27 protein-coding genes and 1 pseudogene are annotated in these 24,920 nt (G+C 66.0%); 21 read left to right on the top strand and 7 right to left on the bottom strand.

The features are described from left to right. Positions 1–11: 11 nt before the first annotated feature. The 6 genes from ACSQ24_RS03155 to paaA all read right to left on the bottom strand — a co-directional run bounded on the left by ACSQ24_RS03155 (position 12) and on the right by paaA (position 4,626). Positions 12–800, bottom strand: a complete 789-nt coding sequence (locus ACSQ24_RS03155; protein WP_436093277.1) for a Phenylacetic acid catabolic protein — start codon at positions 798–800, stop codon at positions 12–14. Then, positions 790–1,863 (bottom strand): 1,2-phenylacetyl-CoA epoxidase subunit PaaE, encoded by a 1,074-nt coding sequence (gene paaE / locus ACSQ24_RS03150; protein ID WP_436093276.1) that lies wholly within the window; start codon positions 1,861–1,863, stop codon positions 790–792. Before paaE ends, ACSQ24_RS03155 begins: the two co-directional genes overlap by 11 nt. After that, positions 1,863–2,414 carry a 1,2-phenylacetyl-CoA epoxidase subunit PaaD gene (gene paaD, locus ACSQ24_RS03145; protein WP_436093275.1) on the bottom strand — a complete coding sequence of 184 codons (552 nt, stop codon included), beginning with the start codon at positions 2,412–2,414 and terminating at the stop codon, positions 1,863–1,865. Before paaD ends, paaE begins: the two co-directional genes overlap by 1 nt. A gap of 127 nt (positions 2,415–2,541) precedes the next feature. After that, on the bottom strand, positions 2,542–3,309 hold the full coding sequence (gene paaC / locus ACSQ24_RS03140) for a 1,2-phenylacetyl-CoA epoxidase subunit PaaC (protein ID WP_436093274.1): 768 nt from the start codon (positions 3,307–3,309) through the stop codon (positions 2,542–2,544). Next, positions 3,309–3,593, bottom strand: a complete 285-nt coding sequence (gene paaB, locus ACSQ24_RS03135; protein ID WP_129156722.1) for a 1,2-phenylacetyl-CoA epoxidase subunit PaaB — start codon at positions 3,591–3,593, stop codon at positions 3,309–3,311. Before paaB ends, paaC begins: the two co-directional genes overlap by 1 nt. Positions 3,594–3,621: 28 nt before the next feature. Further along, on the bottom strand, positions 3,622–4,626 hold the full coding sequence (gene paaA, locus ACSQ24_RS03130; RefSeq protein WP_436093273.1) for a 1,2-phenylacetyl-CoA epoxidase subunit PaaA: 1,005 nt from the start codon (positions 4,624–4,626) through the stop codon (positions 3,622–3,624). Between the two features lie 93 nt (positions 4,627–4,719). Between paaA and ACSQ24_RS03125 the strand changes: the two genes are divergently transcribed. The 6 genes and pseudogenes from ACSQ24_RS03125 to ACSQ24_RS03100 all read left to right on the top strand — a co-directional run bounded on the left by ACSQ24_RS03125 (position 4,720) and on the right by ACSQ24_RS03100 (position 8,163). Continuing rightward, on the top strand, positions 4,720–4,962 hold the full coding sequence (locus ACSQ24_RS03125) for a hypothetical protein (protein ID WP_436093272.1): 243 nt from the start codon (positions 4,720–4,722) through the stop codon (positions 4,960–4,962). 55 nt (positions 4,963–5,017) lie between these two features. Next, positions 5,018–5,151, top strand: a pseudogene (locus tag ACSQ24_RS03120) (helix-turn-helix domain-containing protein); the annotation flags it as partial. Between the two features lie 144 nt (positions 5,152–5,295). Beyond that, on the top strand, positions 5,296–5,706 hold the full coding sequence (locus ACSQ24_RS03115) for a hypothetical protein (protein ID WP_436093271.1): 411 nt from the start codon (positions 5,296–5,298) through the stop codon (positions 5,704–5,706). Between the two features lie 223 nt (positions 5,707–5,929). Next, complete coding sequence (locus ACSQ24_RS03110) at positions 5,930–6,511, top strand: hypothetical protein (RefSeq protein WP_436093270.1); 582 nt, start codon at positions 5,930–5,932, stop codon at positions 6,509–6,511. Positions 6,512–6,673: 162 nt separating this feature from the next. Then, positions 6,674–7,192 carry a hypothetical protein gene (locus tag ACSQ24_RS03105; RefSeq protein ID WP_436093269.1) on the top strand — a complete coding sequence of 173 codons (519 nt, stop codon included), beginning with the start codon at positions 6,674–6,676 and terminating at the stop codon, positions 7,190–7,192. 170 nt (positions 7,193–7,362) lie between these two features. Further along, positions 7,363–8,163: an outer membrane protein gene (locus ACSQ24_RS03100; protein WP_436093268.1), complete on the top strand. Its 801-nt coding sequence runs from the start codon at positions 7,363–7,365 to the stop codon at positions 8,161–8,163. Between the two features lie 41 nt (positions 8,164–8,204). On the opposite strand, the gene ACSQ24_RS03095 is transcribed toward ACSQ24_RS03100, so the two are convergent. Further along, positions 8,205–9,215: a SphA family protein gene (locus ACSQ24_RS03095; protein ID WP_436093267.1), complete on the bottom strand. Its 1,011-nt coding sequence runs from the start codon at positions 9,213–9,215 to the stop codon at positions 8,205–8,207. Positions 9,216–9,888: 673 nt separating this feature from the next. On the opposite strand from ACSQ24_RS03095, the gene ACSQ24_RS03090 reads away from it, so the two are divergent. From ACSQ24_RS03090 to ACSQ24_RS03020, 15 genes are all read left to right on the top strand, one after another. Then, positions 9,889–10,575, top strand: coding sequence for a hypothetical protein (locus ACSQ24_RS03090; protein WP_436093266.1), 687 nt, complete (start codon positions 9,889–9,891; stop codon positions 10,573–10,575). A 140-nt stretch (positions 10,576–10,715) separates the two neighbouring features. Then, positions 10,716–12,311: an arylsulfatase gene (locus tag ACSQ24_RS03085; RefSeq protein ID WP_436093265.1), complete on the top strand. Its 1,596-nt coding sequence runs from the start codon at positions 10,716–10,718 to the stop codon at positions 12,309–12,311. A 76-nt stretch (positions 12,312–12,387) separates the two neighbouring features. After that, positions 12,388–13,389: an HAD family hydrolase gene (locus ACSQ24_RS03080; protein WP_436093264.1), complete on the top strand. Its 1,002-nt coding sequence runs from the start codon at positions 12,388–12,390 to the stop codon at positions 13,387–13,389. Positions 13,390–13,391: 2 nt separating this feature from the next. Further along, a complete protein-coding gene (locus tag ACSQ24_RS03075; RefSeq protein WP_436093263.1) occupies positions 13,392–14,288 on the top strand; it encodes a polyphosphate kinase 2 family protein in 897 nt (298 codons plus the stop codon). Positions 14,289–14,305: 17 nt separating this feature from the next. Continuing rightward, the gene (locus ACSQ24_RS03070) at positions 14,306–15,268 is read left to right on the top strand and encodes a formylglycine-generating enzyme family protein (RefSeq protein ID WP_436093262.1); all 963 of its coding nucleotides are present in this window, start codon (positions 14,306–14,308) and stop codon (positions 15,266–15,268) included. Between the two features lie 309 nt (positions 15,269–15,577). Beyond that, positions 15,578–17,209, top strand: coding sequence for an arylsulfatase (locus tag ACSQ24_RS03065; RefSeq protein WP_436093261.1), 1,632 nt, complete (start codon positions 15,578–15,580; stop codon positions 17,207–17,209). Positions 17,210–17,297: 88 nt separating this feature from the next. Then, positions 17,298–18,281, top strand: coding sequence for an AAA family ATPase (locus tag ACSQ24_RS03060; RefSeq protein ID WP_436093260.1), 984 nt, complete (start codon positions 17,298–17,300; stop codon positions 18,279–18,281). Between the two features lie 12 nt (positions 18,282–18,293). Then, entirely contained in the window at positions 18,294–19,295 is a 1,002-nt protein-coding gene (locus tag ACSQ24_RS03055) for a DUF58 domain-containing protein (protein ID WP_436093259.1), read from the top strand. Continuing rightward, positions 19,292–19,771, top strand: a complete 480-nt coding sequence (locus ACSQ24_RS03050) for a DUF4381 domain-containing protein (RefSeq protein WP_436093258.1) — start codon at positions 19,292–19,294, stop codon at positions 19,769–19,771. The genes ACSQ24_RS03055 and ACSQ24_RS03050 overlap by 4 nt, the downstream gene beginning before the upstream one ends. 2 nt (positions 19,772–19,773) lie before the next feature. Continuing rightward, the gene (locus tag ACSQ24_RS03045; RefSeq protein WP_436093257.1) at positions 19,774–20,793 is read left to right on the top strand and encodes a VWA domain-containing protein; all 1,020 of its coding nucleotides are present in this window, start codon (positions 19,774–19,776) and stop codon (positions 20,791–20,793) included. Then, positions 20,790–21,704 carry a VWA domain-containing protein gene (locus tag ACSQ24_RS03040; RefSeq protein WP_436093256.1) on the top strand — a complete coding sequence of 305 codons (915 nt, stop codon included), beginning with the start codon at positions 20,790–20,792 and terminating at the stop codon, positions 21,702–21,704. The genes ACSQ24_RS03045 and ACSQ24_RS03040 overlap by 4 nt, the downstream gene beginning before the upstream one ends. Next, positions 21,701–22,339, top strand: a complete 639-nt coding sequence (locus tag ACSQ24_RS03035) for a tetratricopeptide repeat protein (protein ID WP_436093255.1) — start codon at positions 21,701–21,703, stop codon at positions 22,337–22,339. Before ACSQ24_RS03040 ends, ACSQ24_RS03035 begins: the two co-directional genes overlap by 4 nt. Beyond that, positions 22,336–23,604 (top strand): hypothetical protein, encoded by a 1,269-nt coding sequence (locus ACSQ24_RS03030; RefSeq protein ID WP_436093254.1) that lies wholly within the window; start codon positions 22,336–22,338, stop codon positions 23,602–23,604. The genes ACSQ24_RS03035 and ACSQ24_RS03030 overlap by 4 nt, the downstream gene beginning before the upstream one ends. Positions 23,605–23,625: 21 nt before the next feature. After that, positions 23,626–23,886 carry a DUF3302 domain-containing protein gene (locus tag ACSQ24_RS03025; RefSeq protein WP_436093253.1) on the top strand — a complete coding sequence of 87 codons (261 nt, stop codon included), beginning with the start codon at positions 23,626–23,628 and terminating at the stop codon, positions 23,884–23,886. After that, the gene (locus tag ACSQ24_RS03020) at positions 23,883–24,824 is read left to right on the top strand and encodes an HlyD family secretion protein (RefSeq protein WP_436093252.1); all 942 of its coding nucleotides are present in this window, start codon (positions 23,883–23,885) and stop codon (positions 24,822–24,824) included. Before ACSQ24_RS03025 ends, ACSQ24_RS03020 begins: the two co-directional genes overlap by 4 nt. The last annotated feature ends 96 nt before the right edge of the window (positions 24,825–24,920 follow it).

Below are 24,920 nucleotides of genomic sequence, written 5' to 3'. Positions count from 1 at the left end.
GTTGGTGCAGGTTAGGCCATGCCGGCGGTGCGAAGCACGTCGTCCACCTGCCGCTGCCAGGCGGCGGCGAGGTCGGCATTGCTGGTCTGGCGCAGGCCGAACTTCTTCTGCGTCTCGAAATGCGCCGAGCTGCCGCGGCCGAAGCTGGCGGCAACGCGCGGACGCCAATAGGCCAGCGCGGCGGCAACCAGCGGCCGATTGCCGGGCTCCTGCAGCAGTTTCCGCAAGCCTTCCTCGCCGAGCTCGGTATGCCGGCGCTCGCGCGGCAGGATGGCGCGGAAGATATCGCCGAGCGGCTGGTAGGAGAGCCGGGCGAACTCGTCGATCTGGATCACCACCGCGTGGCCCATCAGCACATTCATCACGACCGCATCGAGCCAGCCCTGCAGCGGGTAGTGCAGCACGGCGAGCCTCATGTCGGCTCCGTGCCGCGCCGCGCCGAGATCGCTGTCGCGCGCGACACGGTCGGCCCACGGGTGGTGGTTGGCATAGCGTGAGATGTCGGCGCCGAACTCGCCCATCACGGCAAGCACGCGCTCGGCATGGTCGAGCTTCTCCAGCACGATCCGGGACGCGGCGATGCGCTCCTTGATACCCGGGCCCTGATTGATGATGTCGGCGAAGCCGGCAGCACCGGCAAGCTCGCTGTCGACGAAAGTCGCCATCAGCCGGAGCAGCTCGCCGCGATAGCGCGGCGGCGCGTTCTCGGGCGTCGTCAGCTTGCCGCCCTGCGCGAGATAGGCCTCGAGCGGCATGGTGTCCGCCGAATCTGGGGCTGTGCCGGTGGCGTCACTGGTCATAGGTCACCACCACCCGGTCGGAGAGCGGATAGCACTGGCAGCTCAGCACATAGCCCTGGCGGACCTCGTAATCCTCGAGGGCATGGTTGGTCGCCATCTCGACCTCCCCTTCCACAACCATGGCGCGGCAGGTCGAGCAGACGCCCGCCTTGCAGGCATAGGGCGCATCGAGGCTGGCGCCGAGCGCAGCCTCCAGGATGGTCTGCCCAGTCTTGGCCATCTCGATCACCCGCGTCGTGCCGTCGAGCGTGATCGTCGCGGTGCAGGTCGCGGCCTTGCCGGTGTCGGCGGCGCTCTTGACGACGTGCTTGCCACGGCGCGGGGCGGAGGCGAACAGCTCGAACTTGATCTGGTCGTCGCGCAGGCCGTGCTCGCGCAGCGCCGCGGCGATCGCCAGCATCATCGGCTCGGGCCCGCAGATGAAGGCCATGTCGATGGCGGCGATGTTGATCCAGCCCTTGAACAGCTTCGCGCATTTCTCGGCGTCGATGCGGCCGGAGAAGAGCTCGACCTCCTGCGCCTCGCTCTCCAGCACATGGACCACGTTGAAGCGGCCGAGATGGACGTTCTTGATGTCCTCCAGCTCCTCGCGGAACATGATCGAATGGATCGAGCGGTTGCCGTAGACCAGCGTGAACCGTGATTTCGGCTCGCGCGCCAGCGTCGTCTTGATCAGCGAGAGTACGGGCGTGATGCCGCTGCCGCCAGCAAAGGCGAGATAGTGCCGTCCCTCCTCCGGCTTCAGCGGCACGTGGAAGGCGCCCATCGGCGGCATCGCCTCGACAACGTCGCCGGGCTTCAATTCCTCGTTCGCCCAGGTCGAGAAGGCGCCGCCGTCGACGCGCTTGATGCCGACCTTGAGCACGCCTTCGTCCCTGCCCGCACAGATCGAATAGGACCGGCGCAGCTCTTCACCTTCGAAGCTTCGGCGGAAGGTCAGGTACTGCCCTTGCGTGAAGTCGAAGGCGGCACAGTCCTCAGGCCGCGGCGCGAGCGTGACGACCACTGCATCGCGCGTCTCGCGACGGACTTCGGCAACCTCCAAAGGAAAGAAGCGGGCCATCAGATGCTCTTGAAGTAGTCGAAGGGTTCAAGGCACTCGGCGCAGCGGAAATGCGCCTTGCACGGTGTCGAGCCGAACTGGCTGACGCGCTCGGTCCTTGCCGAGCCGCAGCGTGGGCAGGATACCAGAAGCGGCACCAGCGCCCCGGCGCAGGCAGCCGTGCCTTCGACCGGCGGCGCGATGCCGTAGTCGCGCAGCTTGGCGCGGCCCTCGGCGCTGATCCAGGCCGTAGTCCAGGCCGGCGACAATTGCCGCTTGAGGGCGAGCTTCTCGATGCCATGCTCGCGCAGGCCGCGCTCGATCTCGAAATTGATCACGCCGGTCGCCGGGCAGCCGGAGTAGGTCGGCGTCACCGTCACCTCCAGCATGTCGCCCACCCAGGCGACGTCGCGGATGATGCCGAGATCGACCAGCGAGATCACCGGGATCTCCGGGTCCGGAATCTCGCCGAGCCAGGACCAGATCTCGGCGACGGCGGGGTGCGTGGCTAGCCCTCCCCCCGCTTGCGGCGGGGAGGGTTGGGTGGGGGGCAGTTCCGCTTGGTGCAACATGGAAGAAGCCCCTCGCTCTGCTTTCCGCCCCCCCATCCCTAACCCTTCCCCACCGCAAGCGGGGGGAAGGGAACGCGCGTCGCTTTCAAGCGATTGCCTTGGCATGGCGGCGTCCATCAGCGCCTCCTCACCAGCGTGCCCCGGGATAGGCGCGCTGCAGGAACTGCATCTGCGCCAGGATGAAGCCGAGATGCTCGGAATGGACGCCGCGCCGGCCGCCCTTCTGCGCGAAGCTCTTCTCCGGCGCCTTCAAGGTCGCCTCGGCGAAGGTGCGGGTGACATGCTCCTGCCAGGCGCCCTTGAGCAAGCCGGGCTCCGGTGCGAGGCTTGAGGCCGCCAGTTCCTCGTCGAGCGCATCGGCGAGGAACATTTCCCCCGTATAGGGCCAGAGGAAATCCACAACCGCCTGCATGCGGTCATGGCTCTCCTTGGTGCCGTCGCCGAGGCGGATCACCAGATCGGCGCTGCGTTCCAGATGATAGGCGACCTCCTTGGAGGCCTTCTCGGCGATTGCGGCGATGCGCGCATCGGCCGAGCCCATCAGCGCCTGCAGCAGCGGCAGATGCCAGGCGTCGAACAGGTATTGCCGCATCACCGTGCGGCCGAAATCGCCGTTGGGCTGCTCGACCAGGAGGAGATTGCGGTAGCCCGAGACGTCGCGCAGGAAGGCGAGCTCGTCGGACGTCCGGCCCTTGCCCTCGGCCTCGCAGGCGAGCTCCAGCCAGAGCTGGGTCTGGCCGATCAGGTCGAGCGCGGTATTGGCGAGCGCGATATCCTCCTCCAGCGCCGGGGCATGGCCGCACCATTCCGAATTGCGATGGCCGAGAATGAGACAGCTGTCGCCCATGCGCAGCGCGAACTCGGCAATGGCCGGGGAGGCGGGTGCCGCGCTCATCACATGTGCCCCACTTCGTCGGGCACGTCGAAGAAGGTCGGGTGCCGGTAGACTTTGGCATTGGCGGGATCGAACAGTGGGCCCTTTTCCGAGGGCGCGCTGGCGACGATGTCGGAGGAGCGCACCACCCAGATGCTGACGCCCTCGTTGCGGCGCGTGTAGACGTCGCGCGCATTGTGGATCGCCATCTCGGCATCCGGCGCATGCAGGCTGCCGACATGCCGGTGGTTGAGGCCGTGCTGACCGCGGATGAAGACCTCCCACAGGGGCCATTCGCTGGACATCGCTTGCTTCCTGTCGCTTCTGAACGCGCTACTCGGCGGCGATCCTGGCGGCGTCCCGGCGCGCCGCTTGCTTGTTCGCATGGGCGCTCAGCCCGTCGCGGAACCAGGCGCCGTCATCCCAGGCCTTGCGCCGCGCCTCGAGCCGCTCGCGGTTGCATGGGCCCTCGCCGGCGATCACCGCGAAGAACTCGGTCCAATCCGGCTCGCCGAAATCATGGCCGCCCTTCGCCTCGTTCCAGGCGAGCGCCGGATCGGGCACGGTGAGGCCGAGGAACTTCGCCTGCGGCACGGTTTGGTCGACGAACTTCTGGCGCAGTTCGTCATTGGAATCCTGCTTGATGTTCCAGGCCATCGACTGCGCCGAATGCACCGAGGCGTCGTCGGAGGGGCCGAACATCATCAGCGACGGCCACCACCAGCGGTCGAGCGCATCCTGCGCCATCGCCTTCTGCTCGGGCGTGCCCTTGCAGAGCACCGTCATGATGTCGAAGCCCTGGCGCTGGTGGAAGCTCTCTTCCTTGCAGATGCGCACCATGGCGCGCGCATAAGGCCCGTAGGAGCAGCGCTGCAGCGGCACCTGGTTCATGATCGCGGCGCCGTCGACCAGCCAGCCGATCGCGCCGATATCGGCCCAGCTCAGCGTCGGATAGTTGAAGATCGAGGAGTACTTGGCCTTGCCGGAATGGAGCTGCTCGTACATCTGGTCGCGGCTGATGCCGAGCGTCTCCGCCGCGCAGTAGAGATAGAGCCCGTGGCCGGCCTCGTCCTGCACCTTGGCGAGCAGGATCGCCTTGCGCTCCAGGGTCGGCGCGCGGGTGATCCAGTTGCCCTCCGGCAGCTGGCCGACGATCTCGGAATGGGCGTGCTGGCTGATCTGCCGGATCAGCGTCTTGCGGTAGTCCTCCGGCATCCACTCCTTCGGCTCGATCTTCTGGCCGGCATCGATGCGCTCCTGGAAGGCGCGCTCCTGCGGCTCCATCTCATCGAGGCTGCGGACCCGCTTCGCCTCGGTCTTGACCATCTGGGCATACATCGGCTCGCCTCCTGTTCCGCCTCGCGCGTCAGACGCGCTCGAGGATCAATCCCTTGCCCTGCGTTTTTATCAACCGACCGGTCGGTCATTTAATTGCACGAATTCGAGCTAAGATCAACAGGGCCGGAAGTGCCGTTTCGAGCGGGGTTGGCTCCGGTCGTGGTAAAGCTCACGCCGGGCAATCCGATCCGGCTGGCGCTCCCAGATTTCGCAGGAATGGCGCTTCGCGAAGGCCGCATCCGCTTCGATCCTGTCGCCTTCAGGATGCAGGGTCATGGTCTCGCCTTTGGCCAATCGGCGGACGGCACGCTGCTCCTGGAAAAGCGAGCGACATAGCTCAGCATTCGGTCCGACAGAGCCCTCTGCGCCGGCGTCCAGGCAGGGGCGTCCCATGAGCAGTCAGCGGTACCTGAGTGATTTGGAGCGGGCCGCAGAAATCCGACTGTGATCACTCTCTGTGAGTTGGTTCAGGCTCTCGGCGTGACTCACATGGAGCTCGTGCGGGTCGAACCGCCGACAAGTTGAGGATCAGCTCTGGCCTCCAGCCCGCTCACTGTAACCGTTACAAGCTCACCCATCGCTTCAAGCCTGTACCAATCCATCCGAGAATGCAGTCGCAATTCGCGCTGGAAGCGCAACACCCTGGGGCCATCGACGAACAGGTGAACCATGAGGCAAAGGCTGCTTACGCTGTTGCTGATTGTTGGCGCCACCGCGGCCGCTGGCCTTCCAGCGGCTGCTTCGCCGGAGCGCCTGCAGGGCGCCTGGGCGACCAGCGCCGCGACTTGCGACCAGGTCTTTGCCAAGCGCAATGGCCGTCTGGTCTTCAGCAAGCGCTCAGCCGAGGGCTGGTCCGGCTTCATCGCGACGGGCAAGCATGTCCGCGGCGCCCATGCGAGCTGTGATCTGATCTCGTCGAAGCAGAAGGGCGATGTGCTCACCTTCCTGCTCGGCTGCGAGACCGAGATCATCTTCGAGACGGTGAGCGTCTCGGTCCGCTTCAAGCCCGATGGCGACCTCGTGCGCTTCGATCCGGATTTCCCGGAGGTCGAGACGACCTATCACCGCTGCGACAAGTGAGATGCGGACTGCTGCGTGCGAGCAACGCGCCACGTTCCACCTTTACCGCGGTTCGGAAGACTGATCGGCACAGGAGGAGGACATGGCGTCGTTTGGAAGCGCCAAGCCTGCATACCCAAAGCGCTGGCAGGGCTTTTGGGACGTCCGGTCGAACTGACCACCGCTGAAATCAGCATACGGCTGAAGCCGAGCTTACCGGTCACATTTGAGAAAGGAGGCTTCGATGTCGAGACATATTGGCCTGATCCTCGCCATTTCGATCGCGGCAGGAGCCGCGGGCTGCGCCACCTATCCCGAGGTCACAAGCCAGACCGTCATCGTCGCCGGCGTTGGGCCGGTCGAGGTCGAGCGCCTCAATGTCCGTGTGGTGTCGATCGACCGCCCCGCTCGCTCGGTCGTCGTCGAACAGCGTGGCAACACCTGGCGCGTCGAGGTTCCGCCGGTCTTCGGAAACCTCGAGAATCTTCGCGAAGGCGACATGGTCGAGATCAGGCGGGTTGAAGGCGTGCTCGTGGATGTCCGACGGGGCAAGCGCGGCGCAAGGCCTGCAATCACCTACACGGAAGCGGCGAGCGAACCGCAATTCCAGAACCTGCCAGAGAAATACGTGGTCCGTGCCGTCACCGTGACCGCGAGGTTCGAGCGGTTCGACGCGACCAATAATGTCGTGAGCTATGTCGGCCCACTCGGCCCGCGCTCGCTCACGGTGGCCGACCCCACCGTCAAGGCACAGCTGCAGAGGCTGAGACGGGGCGACATGGTCGATCTCAGCCTCGCCGAAGCCTTCCACATCGTTCTCAACTAGTGTTCCCCGTGCTCTGTCTGCCCCGGGGCGCTCCGTCTGCAGCGATCATCTCGGGCCGTGTCGCCGCCCGGCGCAACTGCTCAGAAGAGCCTGCCCGGACTCCATGCTGCGACCTGCAAGGGGACTGACCCGGATTGAGATTTGGCAAGAGGAGGAAGACCCATGAAGCCGATCCGCATCTTTTCTGCCGCGTTGCTTGTTGCCTTGCTCGCACCGCCTCAAGCCTCGGCCGCGATGGTCGTCGCGCCGGCGGTCAAGTTCGCCGCGCCTGACCTCGTTGAGACTGTCCAGTTCCGTCGGGGTGGCATCAGAGGCGGCGCCGCGATGGGACCGAGAGGTGGCGCCATCGCCGGGCGGGGCTACGTCGCGCGCGGGCCGCGCGGAGCCGTTGCCGGCAGGGGCTACGTTGCCCGCGGCCCGAGAGGAAACGTCGTCGCCGGTCGAGGTGCCGTTGTGCGTCCCGGCTATCGGCCGATGCCCGTTCCGGTGCGGCCCTGGGTTCGCCCGGCCTCCTACTGGTGGCATCCCGGACTAGCGATCGCTTCCGGAGCGGCGATCGGCTTCGTGACGGCCGCGGCCGCTTCGGCCTATGCCAATTCGCAACCTCCGGCACCGGGCTACTGCTGGTACTACACCAACGCGCAGCGCACGCAGGGTTTCTGGGACGTTTGCCCCCGTTGAACCGACTTCAATTGGCGAAGAGCGCCTGCCGACACAGCGACGAGGCTTGCAACCGACGATGGGGGTAGATTGCGTACTGCTCGGCTTCAAGCAGCGAACTACTGATTCGCGGCCATCTGCCCAAGGCGCCAGGCTGCGTTCGGACCATGAGAATGGGGAGAGGCTGGATCATGAAGATCAGGGAGATGGCCCGCCGCGCGCTGATCCTGGCCGCGGTCGCCTCGATGTGGGCGAGCTCAGCCCGGGCTGCCGACATGCCGCCGCCCGCGGCGCAGGCGGCGCCGGTTCCAGACACCGAGTTTCGCTTGACGCCGTTCTTCTGGGCAGCTGGCCTGAACGGGACCGTCGGAACCCGTCGAACCTTGCCCACCGTCGATGTCGACATCCAGTTCAAGGACATTCTTCGCAATCTCGACTTCGCAGCGATGCTGGCTGGCGAATATCGCAATGGTAGATGGGGGCTCCTCGCCGACCTGACCTATGTCGCGATCTCGGTCGAGCGCGACCGCGACCTGGCCCTGCGCGCACCGGGCTTCACCAGCGCGACGCTGACGTCGAAGACCTTCACCGCCACCGCGACCGGCTTCTACAGGTTCTACGACAGCGGGAGCTTCACCGCAGACCTGCTGGCGGGCGGACGGGTGTGGTCCATCTCGACTGATCTCGACCTCCTGATCGCCGGCGCTTTGGCGGTCTCGGCCGGCTCGACGCAGAGCTGGATCGATCCGGTCGCTGGCGTGCGGGTGCATGCCAATCTCGGCAACGGTTTCGGCCTAAGCGCCTATGGCGATATCGGTGCCGGCAGCTCGCGCCTGACCTGGCAGTTGCGGGCGACCCTGGACTACGCCTTCAACCAGAACTGGTCGGCCCATATCGGGTACCGCCACCTCGCAGTCGACTATCGTCGTGGTGGCTTCGTCTATGATACCAGCCTGAGCGGGCCAATCGCGGGCGTCTCCTACCGCTTCTAGCGCCGCAGCCCAAGAGCGCCCTCGCGGCCGCAAGCAGCATGTCAGTGCTTGACGACCTTCGGCTCCGGCGGCGGCGCAGGGGCCGGTACATGCCCCAAGGGGAAAGCGACGCTGATCAATGCGATCGTTCCCTGCGGCCGGTTCTCGGCGCTGACCTCGCGCAGGATCTTCAGGCGAGCCGAGACCGGGGTTCCGGCGACGGCGAAACTGTAGCCGATGGTGCCGCCCACTGCGGTGACGCGGCCCTTATAGGGGCCGAGCGAGGCGCCGCTGCCGCCGTCGCCGCTGACCTGCTGGTAGTGCGAGGCGACGACGCCGATCGAGAGTTCCTTGCTCAGATACTGGCTGATCGCGAGATCGGCATGGAAGGCGTTGCCGCTGCGGTAGTCGGTGTCCTTGTTCTTGCCATTGATCTCGAAGCCGACCGCGGCCGAGATATCGAGCCCGATCTTCGGATCGAGCCAGGTCGCCGCGGCGTAGACATCGCCGACCCAGCGGTTCAGGGCGACGTTCGAGAGTTCGCCGTCCTGGTAGGCGCCGGCAGGAATGCTGACCGACGTGCCGACCTGCCAATGGAAATTGCCGGCATGCCAGCCGATGAAGCTCGACACGACGGGATCGCCGATATTGAAGGTCGCGTCGCGCAGGCTCCCGCCGAAAACCCGGCCAAGCCGGGGCGCTGCGATCAGCGCACCGGCACTGATCCGCGGCGTGCCGAACGGAATCGACACCGCAAAAGCCAGGTTGCCGCCGAAGATCTCGAGCGGCGTGACCCAGGTCGGGGTCATGAAGTTGACCCTGGCCTCGACTTTGACGTTCGAGAGGACGGCGCCGCCGAACTGGGTCTGCGTCCGCGCCGAAAGGCGGCCGGAATAGGAATAGAAGTCGTTCTCGAAGTAGAAGCCGGGCGGCGGAACGATGCCGGCCGTCGGGCCGCGAAGTCCCGAAATATAGAGGCTCGCTCCACCTTCGGTCGCGGCAAGCGGCGTATGGATCAAGCTTCCGCAGAGACAGGCCGATGCGCCAACGAGAGCGGCCCCGAGTCGCTTCATGATCCCTCTCCCGCGGCGTGCGGACGAAGCGTCGGATGATTTGGCCGGCGGCGTCAAGCCGAAGAGGTAAACGCCCTGGTCTTCATGCTCCCTGCGAAGCGTAACCGTTACGGCTGCATCCGGCACGGCTTTGCCGCCATATGTTTCCCATGCGCCCCAACCATGCAGGGGACACGCGGCTATGGAACACGCGCAACGACGCGGGCTCGCCCGTCTCATGCTCCGCTGGCCGAGCCGGCGCGCGGAACTGCGCGAAAAATGTGCTCGCGATCCGCGCCTGGTAGAGCTTTGCGAGGCCTATGAGGCCGCCTGCGAGGCCGCTTCATACTGGGCGAAATCCCCGGCACCGCTTGGCCGGCAGCGCACCGAAGAGTACAACGCCCTCGCATCGGCGACAGAACAAGACATTCTGGAGAGGATTTCCTAACCTCATCGCGCCGGCCAGCTGTCGACGCGTGCGGCGCGCCTTGTCACCGCTCTATGGTTGCGCCATTGTTACATTGATCGGCGAAAGATGTTTTTCGGTCCACGCTTTGGAGGCGGAGCAATGGACGGGAGTGTTTCGGCTAGCAGCGGCGAGCCGCCGCCTGGTGAAATATTTGCAGCTCTCCAAACGTTACTTGCGAACAATGCCTTGAAATTGTCCGAGCGTAATCGGCGATTTCTGTCATTCGTGGTGACGCAGACCATGGAAGGCCACTCCGACAGAATCAAAGCCTATGCGATCGGTGTCGATGTGTTCGGGCGCGACGACAGCTTCGACCCGACGATCGACCCGATCGTCCGCATCGAGGCGACGCGCCTACGATCGGCCCTGACGGCGTATTATGATGGCGCTGGCGCTGCCGACCGCATCAGGATCAGCTTGCCACGCGGCAGCTATGTGCCGAATTTCTCGTGGTCGCCTGAGTTGGTCGCGACCATGGGCTTGGCTGACATCGCGCCTGCAGAGAGCTCTGGAGAGGCACCTGCCGCTGCGGTGATCATCCACGATCATTCCGACCACGCTGATCCCGAGGCGCAATTGCGCGGCGAGCTCTTCATCGACTCACTGCTGGTGCTGCTGCGCAAGGCGCGCTTCAAGACCCTCGTCGTCCCGCCAGCCGAGCACAGCGCGGCATCAGTCGCGATCCACGACCTCTTCGCGCATCCCGGCGAAACATACTCGCTCGACATCGCGGTGCGGCCGATGGCCGAGCGCCGCCGCTATTCCTGGCGCTTCAGCGATCTGCGCAATGGCGAGATCCTGGCGTCGGACTTCCGCGATCACGTCGCCAGGGCGGTGCCTTGCTTCGACGTGATCGACGAATTGGCCGAGGCTGCAGCGAAATCGATCGCGACTGTGATCGCCGTCCGCTGACGTCGGCTTGTCGGTGACCCTGATACAGTTACACGCTTAAGCCAGTCAGATCCCCATGCAAACCTCGGCCTTGCGCGCCCAGGTTTGCGGTCTTGAAGACGCGCAACACCCCGGCGGCGATCCGGAACCGGGAGTGTCTCATGCGACGCCATCAATTCCTCGCCGCAGTCGGGCTCGCTGTGGGCCTGGGCCTGTCGGCGATGCCGGCGCAGGCCCAGCCAGCACCGAGCCCCAGCCCTGCAAGGCCGAACATCCTGGTGATCTTCGGCGACGATGTCGGTCAGTCCAACATCAGCGCCTATACGCATGGGCTTGTCGGCTACAAGACGCCGAACATCGACCGGATCGCCCGGGAAGGCATGATGTTCACGGACTACTACGCGGAGAACAGCTGCACCGCCGGGCGCTCCTCCTTCATCACGGGCCAGACACCCAAGCGCACCGGCCTCTCCAAGGTCGGCATCCCCGGCGCTCCGGTCGGCCTGCAGGATCGCGACGTCACCATCGCCCAGGCGCTCAAGGCGCGCGGCTACGCCACCGGCCAGTTCGGCAAGAACCATCTCGGCGATCGCGACGAGTATCTGCCGGTCCGGCACGGCTTCGACGAATTCTTCGGCAACCTCTACCACCTCAACGCCGAGGAAGAGCCCGAGCGGCCCTATTGGCCGAAGCAGGACACGGCCTATGTCAAGGCGAACTCTCCGCGCGGCGTCCTCAAGGCCTCGGCCGACGGCAAGATCGAGGATACCGGGCCGCTGACCAAGAAGCGGATGGAGACGATCGACGATGAGACCGTCGCAGGCGCGATCGACTTCATGCAGCGCCAGGTCCGGGCCAACAAGCCGTTCTTCACCTGGATGAACACGACGCGCATGCATGTGTTCACGCATATCCGCGAGGCCAACAAGGGCAAGAGCGGGATGCCGGGCAACGACTATGCCGACGGCATGCTCGAGCATGACGGCGATGTCGGCAAGCTCTTGAAGACGCTCGACGATCTCGGCATCGCCAACAACACCATCGTGATCTACACGACCGATAACGGCCCGAACCAGTTCTCCTGGCCGGACGCAGCGACGACGCCGTTCCGCAGCGAGAAGGATACAAACTGGGAAGGTGCCTTCCGTGTGCCTGCGATGGTTCGTTGGCCCGGGCGCATCAAGCCGGGCGAAACCTCGAACGAGATTTTCTCCGGCCTGGACTGGTTCCCGACGCTGCTTGCCGCCGCCGGCGACACCGACATCAAGGAGCGGCTGCTCAAGGGTGCCAGCATCGACGGCAAGTCCTTCAAGGTGCATCTGGATGGCTACAACCAGTTGCCCTACCTCACCGGTCAGCAGCCCAAGGGCAACCGCACGCAGTTCGCCTATTTCAACGATGACGGCGAACTGGTCGCATTCCGGAACGAGAACTGGAAGGCGGTCTTCTGCGAGATGCGGCCGGTCGGCGGCTTCCGGGTTTGGTATGAGCCGTTCACCTGCCTTCGCATTCCAAAGCTCTACAATCTGCGCATGGATCCGTTCGAGCGCGCCGATCTGGTCTCCGACCAGTACGACGATTGGCGCATCACCAACGCCTATCTGATGGGCTGGATGACGATGCATGCGGCCAACTTCCTCGAGACCTTCGTGGAATACCCGCCCAGTCAGACGCCCGCGAGCTTCACGATCGACCAGATCGCAAAGGGGGTGGAGGAGAAGATCAAGGCGAACGCAGCCAAGGCGGCGCCGAAATAGCGCTGAAAGCAGAAACGTCGTCATGGGTCCCGGTCGGTGGACACCGATCGGGTCTTCAATCTTCCGGAGAGCGACCATGTCGAAACTTCGTACATTTGCCGCCGTTTTGATCGCCGTTGCACTTTCGGCGTGGAACGCCGCGGCCATCGCTCAGACCGATCCTCTGCCGTCCTGGAATGACGGCAAGAGTAAGCAGGCGATCCTCGACTTCGTCGCGAAGGTGACGCGGGAGGGCGGGCCCGATTTCGTCAAGCCGGCGGAGCGTGTCGCCACCTTCGACAATGACGGCACGCTCTGGGCCGAGCAGCCGGTCTATTTCCAGCTCCTGTTCGCCTTCGACGAGGTGAAGCGGATGGTGGCCGAAAAGCCCGCGCTGAAAAGCAATGAGCCTTATCGTTCAGTGCTCGCACGCGATCTCAAGGCGCTGGCGGCCGGCGGCAACAAGGGCCTGATGCAGGTCATGGCTCTCACCCATTCCGGCATGGCCACGGACGCCTTCAACGCGTCGGTCGATAAATGGCTGACCTCGGCCCGTCATCCGACGAAGCAGCGGCCTTATACCGAAATGGTCTACCAGCCCCAGCTCGAATTGCTGACCTATCTCCGGGCCAACGGCTTCAAGACCTTCATCGTCTCCGGCGGCGGCGTCGAGTTCATGCGCGTCTTCGCCGAGAAGGCTTATGGCATTCCGCCGGAGCAGGTCGTCGGCTCGTCCGGCGTCGTGAAGTTCCGCCTCGATGCCGGCGGCAAGCCGGAGCTCTTCAAGGAGAGCAAGATCGAGTTCGTCGATGACGGGCCGGGCAAGCCGGTCGGGATCAACCGCTTCATCGGCCGGCGTCCGATCCTCGCCTTCGGCAACTCCGACGGCGATCTGCAGATGCTGCAGTACACGACCGGCGGGAGCGGCCCGCGCTTGGCTCTGATCGTGCACCACACGGACGCCGAGCGTGAATGGGCCTATGACCGCACCTCCCATATCGGCAAGCTCGACAAGGCGCTCGACGAGGGCAAGGCGAAGGGCTGGACAATCGTCGACATGAAGGCAGACTGGAAGACTGTCTTTCCCGCGGGACGCTAGGCATGCTGCCGGACGAACTGGTCGAACGCTTCAGGATCTCGGATGGCGACGGTTTCCGGCTGAAGCGCTTCGATCCGGCGGACACCTTCGGGCTCGACATCGACAAGAGCGAGGCGCGCGATCTGCTGCAGACCGGCGTCAAGCGCCTGCGCGACCTGCAGGAGCGGCTCTTTGCCGAGAAGCGCTGGGCCGTGCTCATCGTCCTGCAGGCGATCGACACCGCCGGCAAGGACGGAACGATCGAGCACGTCATGTCGGGCGTCAATCCGCAGGGCTGCGAGGTCACCTCGTTCAAGGCGCCGAGCTCGCTGGAGCTTCGCCACGACTTCCTCTGGCGCACCACCTGCGCGCTGCCGGAGCGTGGCGAGATCGGCATCTTCAACCGCTCCTATTATGAGGAGGTGCTGGTCGTCCGCGTCCATGAGGAGTTGCTGGCGAAGCAGGGGCTGCCGCCTGATCTCATCGGCAAGGACATCTGGCGCAAGCGCTTCGAGAGCATCCGCGATTTCGAGAAGCATCTGGCGCGCAACGGCACCGTGATCCTGAAATTCTTCCTCAACCTGTCGAAGGACGAGCAGCGTCGCCGCTTCCTGGCGCGGATCGACGAGCCCGACAAGAACTGGAAATTCGAGCCGGGCGATCTCGCCGAGCGCAAGCACTGGGACGAGTATCAGCGCTGCTACGAGGATGCGATTGCCAGTACAGCGACCGGTCACGCGCCCTGGCACGTGGTTCCGGCCGACAATAAATGGTTCACGCGCCTCGTCGTCGCGTCCACGATCGTCGACCGTCTCGAGCGGCTCGATCCGCAGTTCCCGGCGGTGAGTGACGAAGCGCGCAAGGCGATGGCCAAAGCACGCAAGGTGCTGCTGGCCGAAGGTGGCAAGCGCAAGGATTGAAGCTCTCGGAGTCCATCATGGTCGATGCTGCACTACGCGAGAGGCCGACCCGGACCGACGGCATGATCCGCGTCGAAGGCGGTACCTTCCGCATGGGCTCCGATCACCACTATCCGGAGGAGGCGCCGAGCCACCGCGTCAGCGTCGACAGTTTCTGGATCGACGAGACGCCGGTGACCAACCGCCAGTTCAGCGCCTTCGTCGAGGCGACCGGGCATGTCACCTTCGCCGAGATCGCCCCTGATCCGAAGGACTATCCCAACGCCCTGCCGCATATGCTGCGTGCCGGCTCGCTGATGTTCAATCCACCGCTACGTCCGGTCGACCTGCGCGACTGGTCGCAATGGTGGACCTTCAAGTTCGGCGCGACCTGGCGCAAACCCTATGGCTCGGGCTCCTCGATCAAGGGCCTGGACGACCATCCAGTCGTCCATGTCGCCTATCGGGACGCAGAGGCCTATGCCGCCTGGGTCGGCAAGTCGCTGCCGACGGAGGCCGAGTGGGAGTTCGCCGCCTGGGGCGGGCGCGAAGATGCCGAGTTCGCCTGGGGCGACGAGCTGATGCCGGATGGCCGCCACATGGCGAACATCTGGCAAGGACATTTTCCGCATGAGAACAGCAAGGAGGACGGCTTCGCCCGTACCTCGCCGGTCAGGGCCTTCCCGCCGAACGGCTACGGTCTCTACGACATGATCGGCAATGTCTGGGAATGGACCACCGACTTCTGGTCGACGCGCCATCAGGCCGATGCGCCGAAGGCCTGCTGCGTGCCGCAAAATCCGCGCGGCGGCCCGGAGACGAACAGCTACGATCCGCGCCAGCCGGAGATACGCATCCCGCGCAGGGTCCTGAAGGGCGGCTCGCATCTCTGTGCGCCAAGCTATTGCCGGCGCTATCGCCCCGCTGCACGCCATGCCGAACCGGTCGACACCTCGACCAGCCATGTCGGCTTCCGCTGCGTCCTCAGGCCGGCATCCTGAGCCGGAGCAGCCGCCTTCAAGACGGGCAATGTAGCCGGTCGTTACCGACCAATCGAGGATGCCGAGCGGACCGGCTGTAACTGTTACCGCGGTGACTCGCCCTTCCCGTCAGTCGAAGCTCCGGCATGGCCGCATCAGGAATGATGCCGGGCCAACCGCCCCGGACCAGCTCAGGGGCATCGAAACGCAACGCGCCAATGGCGCAAAGAGGCTGAGAGACTGACTTTCGATGAGGCGTGTCGGCGCCGTCGCGTCGTCCGCACTCGTCCGGAACTCGCTATCCCGATGATCGACAGGAGGAGAAGGGCGATGACGACGGAGCTCCCACAAGCCGGGAAGCCGGCTGGCCAGGACGGGCCCAGCGTGAACAGACGCAAGATCCTGCTCGGCGGCACGACGCTGGCCGCGGCCTCGGCGCTCGGCGCAGCGACGCCTGTCCAAATCGCGCAGGCGCAGCAGCCCGCGGCCACGGCAGGGAGCAAGCCGCCGAACATCCTCGTGATCTGGGGCGACGATATCGGCACCTGGAACATCAGCCACAACAATCGTGGCATGATGGGCTACCAGACGCCCAATATCGACCGCATCGCGCGCGAAGGGGTCAGCTTCACCGACTATTATGGCCAGCAGAGCTGCACCGCCGGCCGCGCCTCCTTCATGGGCGGCTGCGTGCCGGTGCGCACCGGCATGACCAAGGTCGGCCTGCCTGGTGCCAAGGAAGGCTGGCAGGCCAGCGATCCAACCATCGCGGCCGTGCTCAAGGACAAGGGCTATGCCACCGGTCAGTTCGGGAAGAACCATTTCGGCGATCGCGACGAGCACTTGCCCGTCAGGCACGGGTTCGACGAGTTCCTGGGCAATCTCTACCACCTCAATGCGGAGGAGGAGCCCGAGAACCCGGATTACCCCAAGAGCCCGGAATTCCGGCGGCGGTTCGGCCCGCGCGGTGTGATCAAGGCGAGCGCCGACGGCAAGATCGAGGATACCGGGCCACTCACCAAGAAGCGGATGGAGACGATCGACGAGGAGACCTCGGCAGCCGCCATCGATTTCATCGATCGGCAGGTCAAGGCCAACAAGCCGTTCTTCTGCTGGTGGAATGCCACCCGCATGCATTTCCGCACGCATATCAAGGAGGCCAGCCGCGGCAAGTCCGGTCAGGACGAGTATAGCGACGGTATGGTCGAGCATGACGCCATGGTCGGCACGATCCTGAAAAAGATCGATGATCTCGGCATCGCCAATGACACCATCGTCTTCTACTCGACCGACAACGGCCCGCATTACAACACTTGGCCGGATGCCGGTACCACGCCGTTTCGCAGCGAGAAGAACTCGAACTGGGAAGGTGCTTACCGTGTTCCCGCCTTCGTGCGCTGGCCCGGTAAATTCCCTGCCGGCACGACGCTGAACGGCATCGTCGCCCATGAGGATTGGATGATCACCTTCGCCGCCGCCGCCGGCATGCCGGATGCGAAGGAGCGCCTGATGAAGGGCGACAATTTCGCGGGTCGCAGATACCGTTCCCATCCGGACGGCTACAACATGCTCGACTATTTCAGCGGCAAGACCAAGGAATCGCCGCGCAAGGAGTTCTGGTACGTCAACGATGACGGGCAGGTCGTGGCGGCGCGCTACGAGGACTGGAAGGTCGTGTTCCTGGAGAACCGCGGCGAGGCCTTCGGCGTCTGGCGCGAGCCTTTCACCGAACTGCGCGTGCCCTTGCTGTTCCACCTTCGCCGCGACCCGTTCGAGAAGGCCCAGCACAACGCGACGGTGTACAATGATTGGTTCCTCAGCCGCGCCTTCGTTGTAGTCCCGATCCAGGGGCTCGCGGCGCAGTTCCTCCAGTCGATGAAGGACTATCCGCCCAGTCAAACGCCAGGCTCGTTCAATCTCACCAAGATCGAAGAGCAGCTGAGAACGAGCGCGTCGCGCTGACCTCGCGAGGGCGGTTCCATGCCCAAGCAGCCATGGAACCGCCTTTGAATCTGTCGAGCGCGACCGATATCGGGACAAGGAACAAGAGATGGATCGAACCGGTACGACAGCGCGTGATGCCGTCCGGGAACTCCAGAGCCGGATCAACCGGGACATCATCGGGCAGGAGCGGGTTGTCGAGCGCATCGTCATCGCGCTCCTCGCCAACGGCAATGTCCTGCTCGAAGGGTTGCCCGGCCTCGCCAAGACGCGGGCGATCAAGAGCCTGTCGAAGAACCTCGAATCCGAGTTCGGCCGCATCCAGTTCACGCCCGACCTTCTGCCCTCGGACGTCACCGGTGGCGAGATCCTGCGCGCCGACGGCCAGTTCGAGTTCCGCAAGGGACCGGTCTTCGGCAACCTCATTCTCGCCGACGAGATCAACCGCGCCCCGCCCAAGGTGCAGTCGGCCCTGCTCGAAGCGATGGAGGAGCGCCACGTCACCGTCGCCGGCAAGCGCTACGACCTGCCGCCGCTGTTCATGGTGCTCGCCACCCAGAACCCGATCGAGCAGGAAGGGACCTATCCGCTGCCGGAAGCGCAGATGGACCGTTTCCTGATGCATATTCGCATCGACTACCCGTCTGACGCCGACGAGGTGAAGGTCATGCGATTGGTCCGCTCGGAGAGCGCGGCGGCCTCCGGCAATCCGCAGCCGCCGCCGGCGCAAATCCCGCAGGCAACGGTCTTCGCGGCGCGCGCCGAGATCGACCGGGTGACGCTCAAGGACGTCGTCGAGAGCTATATGGTCGCGCTCATCGCCGCGACCCGGCGGCCGGCCGAGTTCGGCGACAGGCTGAAGAGCTGGATCGCGATCGGCGCCAGCCCGCGCGGCTCGCTCGCGCTGGATCGCTGCGCGCGCACTTTCGCCTGGCTGCAGGGGCGTGATTTCGTCACCCCCGAGGACGTGCAGGCGGTGGCGCATGACTGCCTGCGGCACCGGATTTCGCTGGCCTATGAGGCCGGCGCCGATGGGATGAGCGCCGACGCGGTGCTGGACGAGGTGGTGAAGCAGGTCGCTGTCGCGATCTAGCGGAGAGAGCCCATGGCACTGATGCGGGAGCGGGCGGGGCCAGGCGAGCGCAACAAGGCGGCCGGCGCACGCGCCTTCGTGACCATCGACGAGCTTTTGCGCCTCAAGCATCGGGCGCGCGGCTTCAGCTTCCTGCCGCGCCAGCCCGTGCACAGCCTGCTCGCCGGACGCCATGCCTCGCGATTGCGCGGCCGTGGGCTGAACTTCGAGGAACTGCGCCATTATTTCGAGGGCGATGATACCCGCACGATCGACTGGCTGGCGACGGCGCGGCTCGGCAGCCCCCATGTCCGGGTCTATTCGGAGGAGCGCGATCGGCCCGTCCTGCTGCTGGTCGACCAGCGCAGCACGATGTTCTTCGGCAGCCAGCGGGCGATGAAGTCGGTCGTGGCAGCAGAGGTCGCTGCACTGGCGGCTTGGCGCGTCACCTCGCTCGGAGATCGTGTCGGCGCGGTCGTCTTCGGCGACCGTGACCTTGTCGCGATCAAGCCGCAGGCGCGCGATCAAGGCGTCGTGAGGGTGCTGTCCGAGGTCGCCCGGCAGAACGCCGCGCTGGCGAAGCCGGCGGGGGCCGGCGCCGCGGATCGGCTCAACGAGGCGCTGGCCGCGGCTGCCCGGATGGTCGCCCATGACGGATTGATCTGCCTGATCTCGGATGTCGACGGCGAGAACGACGAGACGGCGCGGCTCGTCACGCGGCTTTCCGCCCACAATGATGTGCTGGCGATCTTCGTCCATGACCCGCTGGAACAGGAGCTGCCCGATATCGGTCAGGCGACCTTCAGTTCCGAGAGCGCCCAGATCGAGATCGACGCCTCGGCTCCGGCGCTCCGGAAAGGCTTTGCCGGTGAGCGCGCGGAGTGGCGCGCCCGGCTGGCGCAGCTCTCACGCAGCCGGGCCATTCCCGTCCTTCCGATCTCGACGGCGCGCGGCGTTGCGGACCAATTGCGGGAGCTGATCGGCAAGCGGCGCGCGCAGCAGGTCGCGGGCGCAAGCGGCCGGAGCGCGCCATGAGCGACCCGGGCGATCTCAACAGGCTCGCCGATCTTGCCTTGCCGCCACCGGTCCCGTTCTGGCCGCCGGCGGCCGGGGTCTGGATCGTCGGTTGTGCCGCTCTGGCCGCGCTCTCCGTGCTGGGCTGGCGGAGTTGGTCGCGCTACCGCGCCGATGCTTATCTGCGCGCCGCGGCGGCCGAGCTCGACGCGCTTGCCGCGGGGCCGGCCGCTGCAGAGGCGATCTCGGCCGTGCTGAAGCGCGCCGCCTTCGTCGCCCATGGCCGCGAGCGCGTGGCCTCGCTGACCGGCCAAGCCTGGGGCGCGTTTCTTGCCGAGACGGCTCCAGGCAGTCTGCGGATCGATGCCCTAACGGCTATGATTGCTGGAGCGCCGGCCGCAACGCCCCCTCCTGAACAGGCGGTCTCGGGCGAGATCATCGCCCAGGCCAAATCCTGGCTCCACGGCCAGCGCGGCCGCCTTCCGGCGGAGGCGTGACGATGCTCGCCTTCGCCTATCCCTGGCTGGCCCTGCTTGCTCCCCTTCCTGTGCTGGCCTGGTTCGGCCTTCCGCCCCATGCCGAGCGCCGCGCCGGCCTGCGCGTGCCCTTCTTCGACCGGCTCGCGCGGCTGAGCGGACAGCAGCCCTTCGACGGCGGGGTGGTCGCGCGACGCGGAAGCGTGCGGTTCGCCGTGCTTACCGTGGTCTGGCTGCTCGCGCTCGCCGCACTGGCGCGGCCGCAATGGATCGATCCACCCTTGCATCGTGACCTCCCGACGCGCGACCTGCTCCTGCTCGCCGACCTGTCCGGTTCGATGGACACCAAGGACTTCACCGATCCCTCCGGCCAGACCGTCGACCGGCTGACTGCGGTGAAGCAGGTGCTCGACGATTTCCTCGCACGCCGGAAGGGCGACCGCGTCGGTGTCGTCGTCTTCGGCGACGCGCCCTTCGCGCTCGTGCCCTTCACGACCGATCTGGAGCTGTGCCGGGCGATGCTGCGCGACACCGACGTCGGCATGGCCGGGCCCCGTACCGCCTTCGGTGACGCGATTGGCCTCGGCATCGGGCTGTTCGCCCGCAGCACGGTCAAGGCGAAGACGATCATCGCGCTGACCGACGGCAACGACACGGTCAGCAAGGTGCCGCCGGTCGAGGCCGCGCGCGTCGCCAAGGACAAGGGCATCGTCATCCACACCGTCGCGGTCGGTGATCCCACGGCGGCGGGCGAGGACAAGCTCGACGAGGCGGCGCTGAAGGAAGTGGCCTCCGCCACCGGCGGCGGCTTCTTTCGCGCGCTCGACCGCGCCCAGCTCGCCGAGATCTACCAGCGGCTCGATGCGATCGAGACCCGTCGAATCGATACGGTCAGCTTCCGGCCGCGGCGCGATATCTACTGGATCCCACTCGCTGCTGGCCTTGCCCTGACGCTGTTGGCGGAGGGCTTGCACTTGGCGCGGCGATATCGCCGCGACCACGCCTCCGGACGCAGACCGGCGACGGCAGGAGCCCGGTCGTGATCGCCGCGCTCGCCCCCTTCCATTTCGAGCGTCCGCTCTGGCTGCTGGCGCTCATCCCGGCTTTGGCGCTCTGGCTCATCGAACGCCGCAGCTCCGACATGCTGTTGAGATGGCAGCGCGTGATCGATCCCGCGTTGTTGCCGCATCTCATCGTCGGCGAAACCCGGCCGGCCATCCTCAGCCCGATCAATGCGCTGATGGTGGGCTGGCTGCTGACGATCATCGCCGTCGCCGGTCCGGCCTGGCAGCGCGAGCCGTCGCCCTTCGCCGCAGCCAAGCCTGCGGTCGCCGTCGTGTTGAAGGTCGCTCCGTCGATGCTGACGGAGGATCTGGCCCCGACGCGGCTCGATCGAGCCCGGCAGAAGCTGGCGGATATCCTGGCTGCGCGCGAGGGCGCCGCGACCAGCCTGATCGCCTATGCCGGCTCGGCCCATCTCGTTCTGCCGCCGACGCCCGACAGCGCCGTCGTGCTCGATCTGGCCAAGGCGCTGTCGCCCGAGATCATGCCGCGCGAGGGCGACGATCTTTCAGGCGCACTCGCTTTGGCCGACAGGGTGATCGCGGGGACCGGCGATGGCGGCTCGATCCTGGTCATGACAGATACCGCCGGACCGCAGGCGACGACCGGCCTCTCGGGCCCGAAGGCCGCAACGACGATGCTCTCGCTGCTGCCGGCGGAGGTCGAGGCGGGAGGCCTGCGCGAGGTGGCCCAGGCGTTGGGTGCGAGCCTCGTCGTAACGACCGCCGACCAGGCCGATGTTGCGGAGGTCGCGCGACGGCTCGATCGCGCCGACCAGGCCGCCAGCGTCGCCGGCGAGGGCAGGCATTGGCGCGAGGCCGGCTACTGGCTCACGCCGCTCATCGCCCTCCTGGCCCTGCTTTGGTTCCGGCGCGGATGGGTGCTGCAATGACGTGGCGGCGCTTTCCGTCCTCACCCTATGCGGTGATCGCAGCTGTCGCAGCTGTGGCGCTGCTGCTGGCCGGCTACCGCCTCGGTTGGCGCGAGCTCTGGCTGACGCCGGACCAACGCGGCCGCTTGCTGATGAACGAAGACCGGCCGGCAGAGGCAGCCAAGTCCTTCCGCAATCCGCTCTGGCGCGGCGTCGCACTGTTCCGGGCGGGCGATTTCAAAGGTGCCGCCCAAGCCTTCGCCGGCCGCGATACCGCTGAAGGCGCGTTCGATCAGGGCAATGCGCTGGTGATGCTCGGCCAGTATGACGACGCGTTGAAGCGCTACGACCGAGCGATCGCCTTGCGTCCCGGCTGGCCGGCGGCGCTGAATAACCGCGAGATCGCCCGCATCCGCGGCGAGCGCCGGAAGACCGAGGGCGGCGAGACCGGCAACACCGACGACAAGCCCGACGAGGTGGTGTTCGACAAGACCAAGAAGGGCGGAGAGGACACTACCGTCGAGGCCGTGAAGCCGATGTCGGACGAGGCGGTGCGCGCGCTCTGGCTCAAGCGGGTGCAGACCAGGCCTGCCGATTTCCTACGCGCCAAGTTCGCCTACCAGCTCCAGGCGCCGCCTCCGGAGGCCGCGCCATGAAACGCTTCGCCATGCTGCTGCTGGTGCTCGCTGTTCCGACCTTCGCCATGGCGCAGCAGCCTGGTAGTGGCCCGCGGGTGCGCACCCTTGCCGATCCGGCCGACGGCATCGTCATCGGCCAGCCCGTGCAGCTTCATGTCGAGGTGTTGTTCCCCGGCGAGATGCCGCATCCGCCGCAGGTTCGGGTGCCGGAAGCGCCTGGCGCCCAGATTCTGCGCTTCGAGACGCAGGCCACGACGATTCGCGACAGCATCGATGGGCGGGACTATGTCGGCCAGCGCTTCGAGTTCGTCGTCTTCCCGCGTCGCGGTGGCGAGATCGCCGTTCCGGCTCCCGAGGTGACGTTGCTCGATCGCAGTGGCGACCCGGCAGGCTCTGCCAAAGGGGAGGCAACGCGGATTATTGTCAGCGTTCCCGCCGGCCTCGACGCTTCCGGCCCCGTGCTCGCGGCCGAGAAGGTGACCGCGAGCGAGAGCTGGGCGCCCGATCCCGGTACGACCAGCTTCAAGGCGGGCGGCGCGATCACCCGAACCATCCGACGGCAGGCTGCGGGCGTGCCGGCGCTGGGCATGGCCGAATTCCGCTTCGCGGCGCCGGACGGCGTGCGCGTCTATGTCGATCCGCCGGTGGTCGAGGACAGAAGCAATCGCGGCATCGTCGATGGCGCAAGGGTCGACAAGGCAACTTATGTCTTCGAACGGGCCGGCAGCTATGTCCTGCCGGAACTGTCGCAGCCCTGGTGGAACCTGGCGGAGAAGCAGGCTCGGGTGGAAACACTGCCTGGCCTCACGGTGGCCGTCGTTGCTGCCGATCGGCGTCCTGCAGAGGTGCCAAGACAATCCCGTCTCTGGTGGCTTGCGGCCCTCGTCGTTGCTGTGGCGCTCCTTTCGACGCTGATCCTGAGCCGCTCGCAGCTCAGCGCAGCCTGGCGAGCATGGCTTCAGCGCCGGCATGCTTCGGAGGCGTTCGCGCGCCGGGTCTTGTTGCGGGAGGCGAAAGTCGGTGAACCGGCCTCGACCTATCGCGCATTCGGGATCTGGCTCGAACGCCTGCCGCCGGCCGGAAGGGCGCGCGTGCGCGCCGATGCTCGCGTGGGCCCGCTCGTCGCGGAATTGGAAGGTTCGCTGTTCGGAAGCAAGAGCAGCTGGGAGCGGCAGAGCGGAGAGGCTTTGGTCCGGGCCCTGGGCGATTTCTCCGGAAGCGCCACGAGCCCGACACCGGCGCCCGCGCCGCTTCCGCCGCTCAATCCCGCTTATCCGCCATAGAACTGGTCCCAGGAGGGCTCCGTGAGTACGCTCGACATCTTCGCCTGGATCGTCCTGCTCGTGCTGGTCGTCAGCACGGTCCTCGTCGTAGTCCTGATGGCGATGCTGCCCGGCATGATCGCCCGCAGCCGCAATCACCCCTGGGCGGAGGCCGTCTCGGTCGGCGGCTGGGTCACGCTCTTCCTCGGCTTCGTGCTCTGGCCGGTGGTGCTGATCTGGGCCTATGTCGACGTTCCGCTGCCGGCTGGCCGGGCAGCCGACAAGGTGGAGGCGGCCCGATGATCGTCGTCCTGCTCAATGTCTATCTCGCGCTGCTCTTCATCCTGGTGAAACTGCGGGTCATTCCCTTCAACCTGTTCTGGAAGGTCTCGCCGGTTCTCGTACTGCTGCTCCTGCTGATCGGACTGTTCATCCCGATGAACTGGGGGGCGCCGCAGGGCTCGGCGCTCGTCGTCAGGAACTCGGTCGCGATCGTTCCGGACGTCGCCGGCGAGGTGATCGAGGTTACGGCCCAGGCCAATCAGCCGCTCAAGGCCGGCGATGTGCTGTTCCGCATCGACCCCGTGCCGTTTCAGTCGCAAGTCGATGCGCTCGCCGCACAGCTCAAATTTCAGGAGACCCGGCTCGCCGAGATGACCCAGCTCCAGAGCCGCGGTACCGGCCGCACTTTCGATGTCGAACAGCGCGAGGCCGAGGTCGAGCAGTTGAAGGCGCAACTGGTCGGCGCGAAATGGAACCTGGAGAAGACGATCGTTCGCGCGCCCGCCGACGGCTACGTCACCAATTTGGCGCTGCGCAAGGGCGCCCGCGTCACCAATCTGCCGCTCGCACCGGTGATGGCCTTCATCGACACGTCGGCGACCATCATCGGCGTCGAGATCAACCAGATCGATGCGCGCTATCTCGCAGCAGGCCAGCCGGTCGAGCTCACCTTCAAGATGACACCGGGTACCGTCCAGACCGGTAAGGTCGAAAGCGTCTTGCAGGCGATCGCCACCGGGCAGGTCCAGACCTCCGGCCTCGCCGTCGCGCCGAAGGCGGTCCAGGCGGCGCCGTTCGCCGTCCGCGTCCGGCTCGACGACCAGGATTTCGCCAGTCGCCTTCCTGCAGGTGCCGCCGGCGACGCCGCGATCTTCACCGACCGCGTCCAGGTCGCGCATGTCATCCGCAAGGTGCTGCTGCGCCAGATCGCCATCACGAATTACGTCAATCCGTTCTAGGGGGGCGAGCCCGAATGTGTTCTGGGCCGAATCTCCGCTTTCCCGGGAACAGCCCAATGTCCGCTGATGGCGTAGATCGCCAGCTTCGGAGCTCTC

The organism is Allobosea sp. LjRoot237 (assembly GCF_964253285.1).
In the GTDB taxonomy this organism is placed as follows: Bacteria; Pseudomonadota; Alphaproteobacteria; order Rhizobiales; family Beijerinckiaceae; genus Allobosea.
This window is presented reverse-complemented; position numbering and strand designations above follow the sequence as displayed.

Bases quoted from the DNA above. Each gene is read 5' to 3' on its own strand.
- ACSQ24_RS03155 (WP_436093277.1), bottom strand. From the start codon at position 800: ATGACCAGTGACGCCACCGGCACAGCCCCAGATTCGGCGGACACCATG.
- paaE (WP_436093276.1), bottom strand. From the start codon at position 1,863: ATGGCCCGCTTCTTTCCTTTGGAGGTTGCCGAAGTCCGTCGCGAGACG.
- paaD (WP_436093275.1), bottom strand. From the start codon at position 2,414: ATGTTGCACCAAGCGGAACTGCCCCCCACCCAACCCTCCCCGCCGCAA.
- paaC (WP_436093274.1), bottom strand. From the start codon at position 3,309: ATGAGCGCGGCACCCGCCTCCCCGGCCATTGCCGAGTTCGCGCTGCGC.
- paaB (WP_129156722.1), bottom strand. From the start codon at position 3,593: ATGTCCAGCGAATGGCCCCTGTGGGAGGTCTTCATCCGCGGTCAGCAC.
- paaA (WP_436093273.1), bottom strand. From the start codon at position 4,626: ATGTATGCCCAGATGGTCAAGACCGAGGCGAAGCGGGTCCGCAGCCTC.
- ACSQ24_RS03115 (WP_436093271.1), top strand. From the start codon at position 5,296: ATGAGGCAAAGGCTGCTTACGCTGTTGCTGATTGTTGGCGCCACCGCG.
- ACSQ24_RS03110 (WP_436093270.1), top strand. From the start codon at position 5,930: ATGTCGAGACATATTGGCCTGATCCTCGCCATTTCGATCGCGGCAGGA.
- ACSQ24_RS03105 (WP_436093269.1), top strand. From the start codon at position 6,674: ATGAAGCCGATCCGCATCTTTTCTGCCGCGTTGCTTGTTGCCTTGCTC.
- ACSQ24_RS03100 (WP_436093268.1), top strand. From the start codon at position 7,363: ATGAAGATCAGGGAGATGGCCCGCCGCGCGCTGATCCTGGCCGCGGTC.
- ACSQ24_RS03095 (WP_436093267.1), bottom strand. From the start codon at position 9,215: ATGAAGCGACTCGGGGCCGCTCTCGTTGGCGCATCGGCCTGTCTCTGC.
- ACSQ24_RS03085 (WP_436093265.1), top strand. From the start codon at position 10,716: ATGCGACGCCATCAATTCCTCGCCGCAGTCGGGCTCGCTGTGGGCCTG.
- ACSQ24_RS03080 (WP_436093264.1), top strand. From the start codon at position 12,388: ATGTCGAAACTTCGTACATTTGCCGCCGTTTTGATCGCCGTTGCACTT.
- ACSQ24_RS03075 (WP_436093263.1), top strand. From the start codon at position 13,392: ATGCTGCCGGACGAACTGGTCGAACGCTTCAGGATCTCGGATGGCGAC.
- ACSQ24_RS03070 (WP_436093262.1), top strand. From the start codon at position 14,306: ATGGTCGATGCTGCACTACGCGAGAGGCCGACCCGGACCGACGGCATG.
- ACSQ24_RS03065 (WP_436093261.1), top strand. From the start codon at position 15,578: ATGACGACGGAGCTCCCACAAGCCGGGAAGCCGGCTGGCCAGGACGGG.
- ACSQ24_RS03060 (WP_436093260.1), top strand. From the start codon at position 17,298: ATGGATCGAACCGGTACGACAGCGCGTGATGCCGTCCGGGAACTCCAG.
- ACSQ24_RS03055 (WP_436093259.1), top strand. From the start codon at position 18,294: ATGGCACTGATGCGGGAGCGGGCGGGGCCAGGCGAGCGCAACAAGGCG.
- ACSQ24_RS03050 (WP_436093258.1), top strand. From the start codon at position 19,292: ATGAGCGACCCGGGCGATCTCAACAGGCTCGCCGATCTTGCCTTGCCG.
- ACSQ24_RS03045 (WP_436093257.1), top strand. From the start codon at position 19,774: ATGCTCGCCTTCGCCTATCCCTGGCTGGCCCTGCTTGCTCCCCTTCCT.
- ACSQ24_RS03035 (WP_436093255.1), top strand. From the start codon at position 21,701: ATGACGTGGCGGCGCTTTCCGTCCTCACCCTATGCGGTGATCGCAGCT.
- ACSQ24_RS03030 (WP_436093254.1), top strand. From the start codon at position 22,336: ATGAAACGCTTCGCCATGCTGCTGCTGGTGCTCGCTGTTCCGACCTTC.
- ACSQ24_RS03020 (WP_436093252.1), top strand. From the start codon at position 23,883: ATGATCGTCGTCCTGCTCAATGTCTATCTCGCGCTGCTCTTCATCCTG.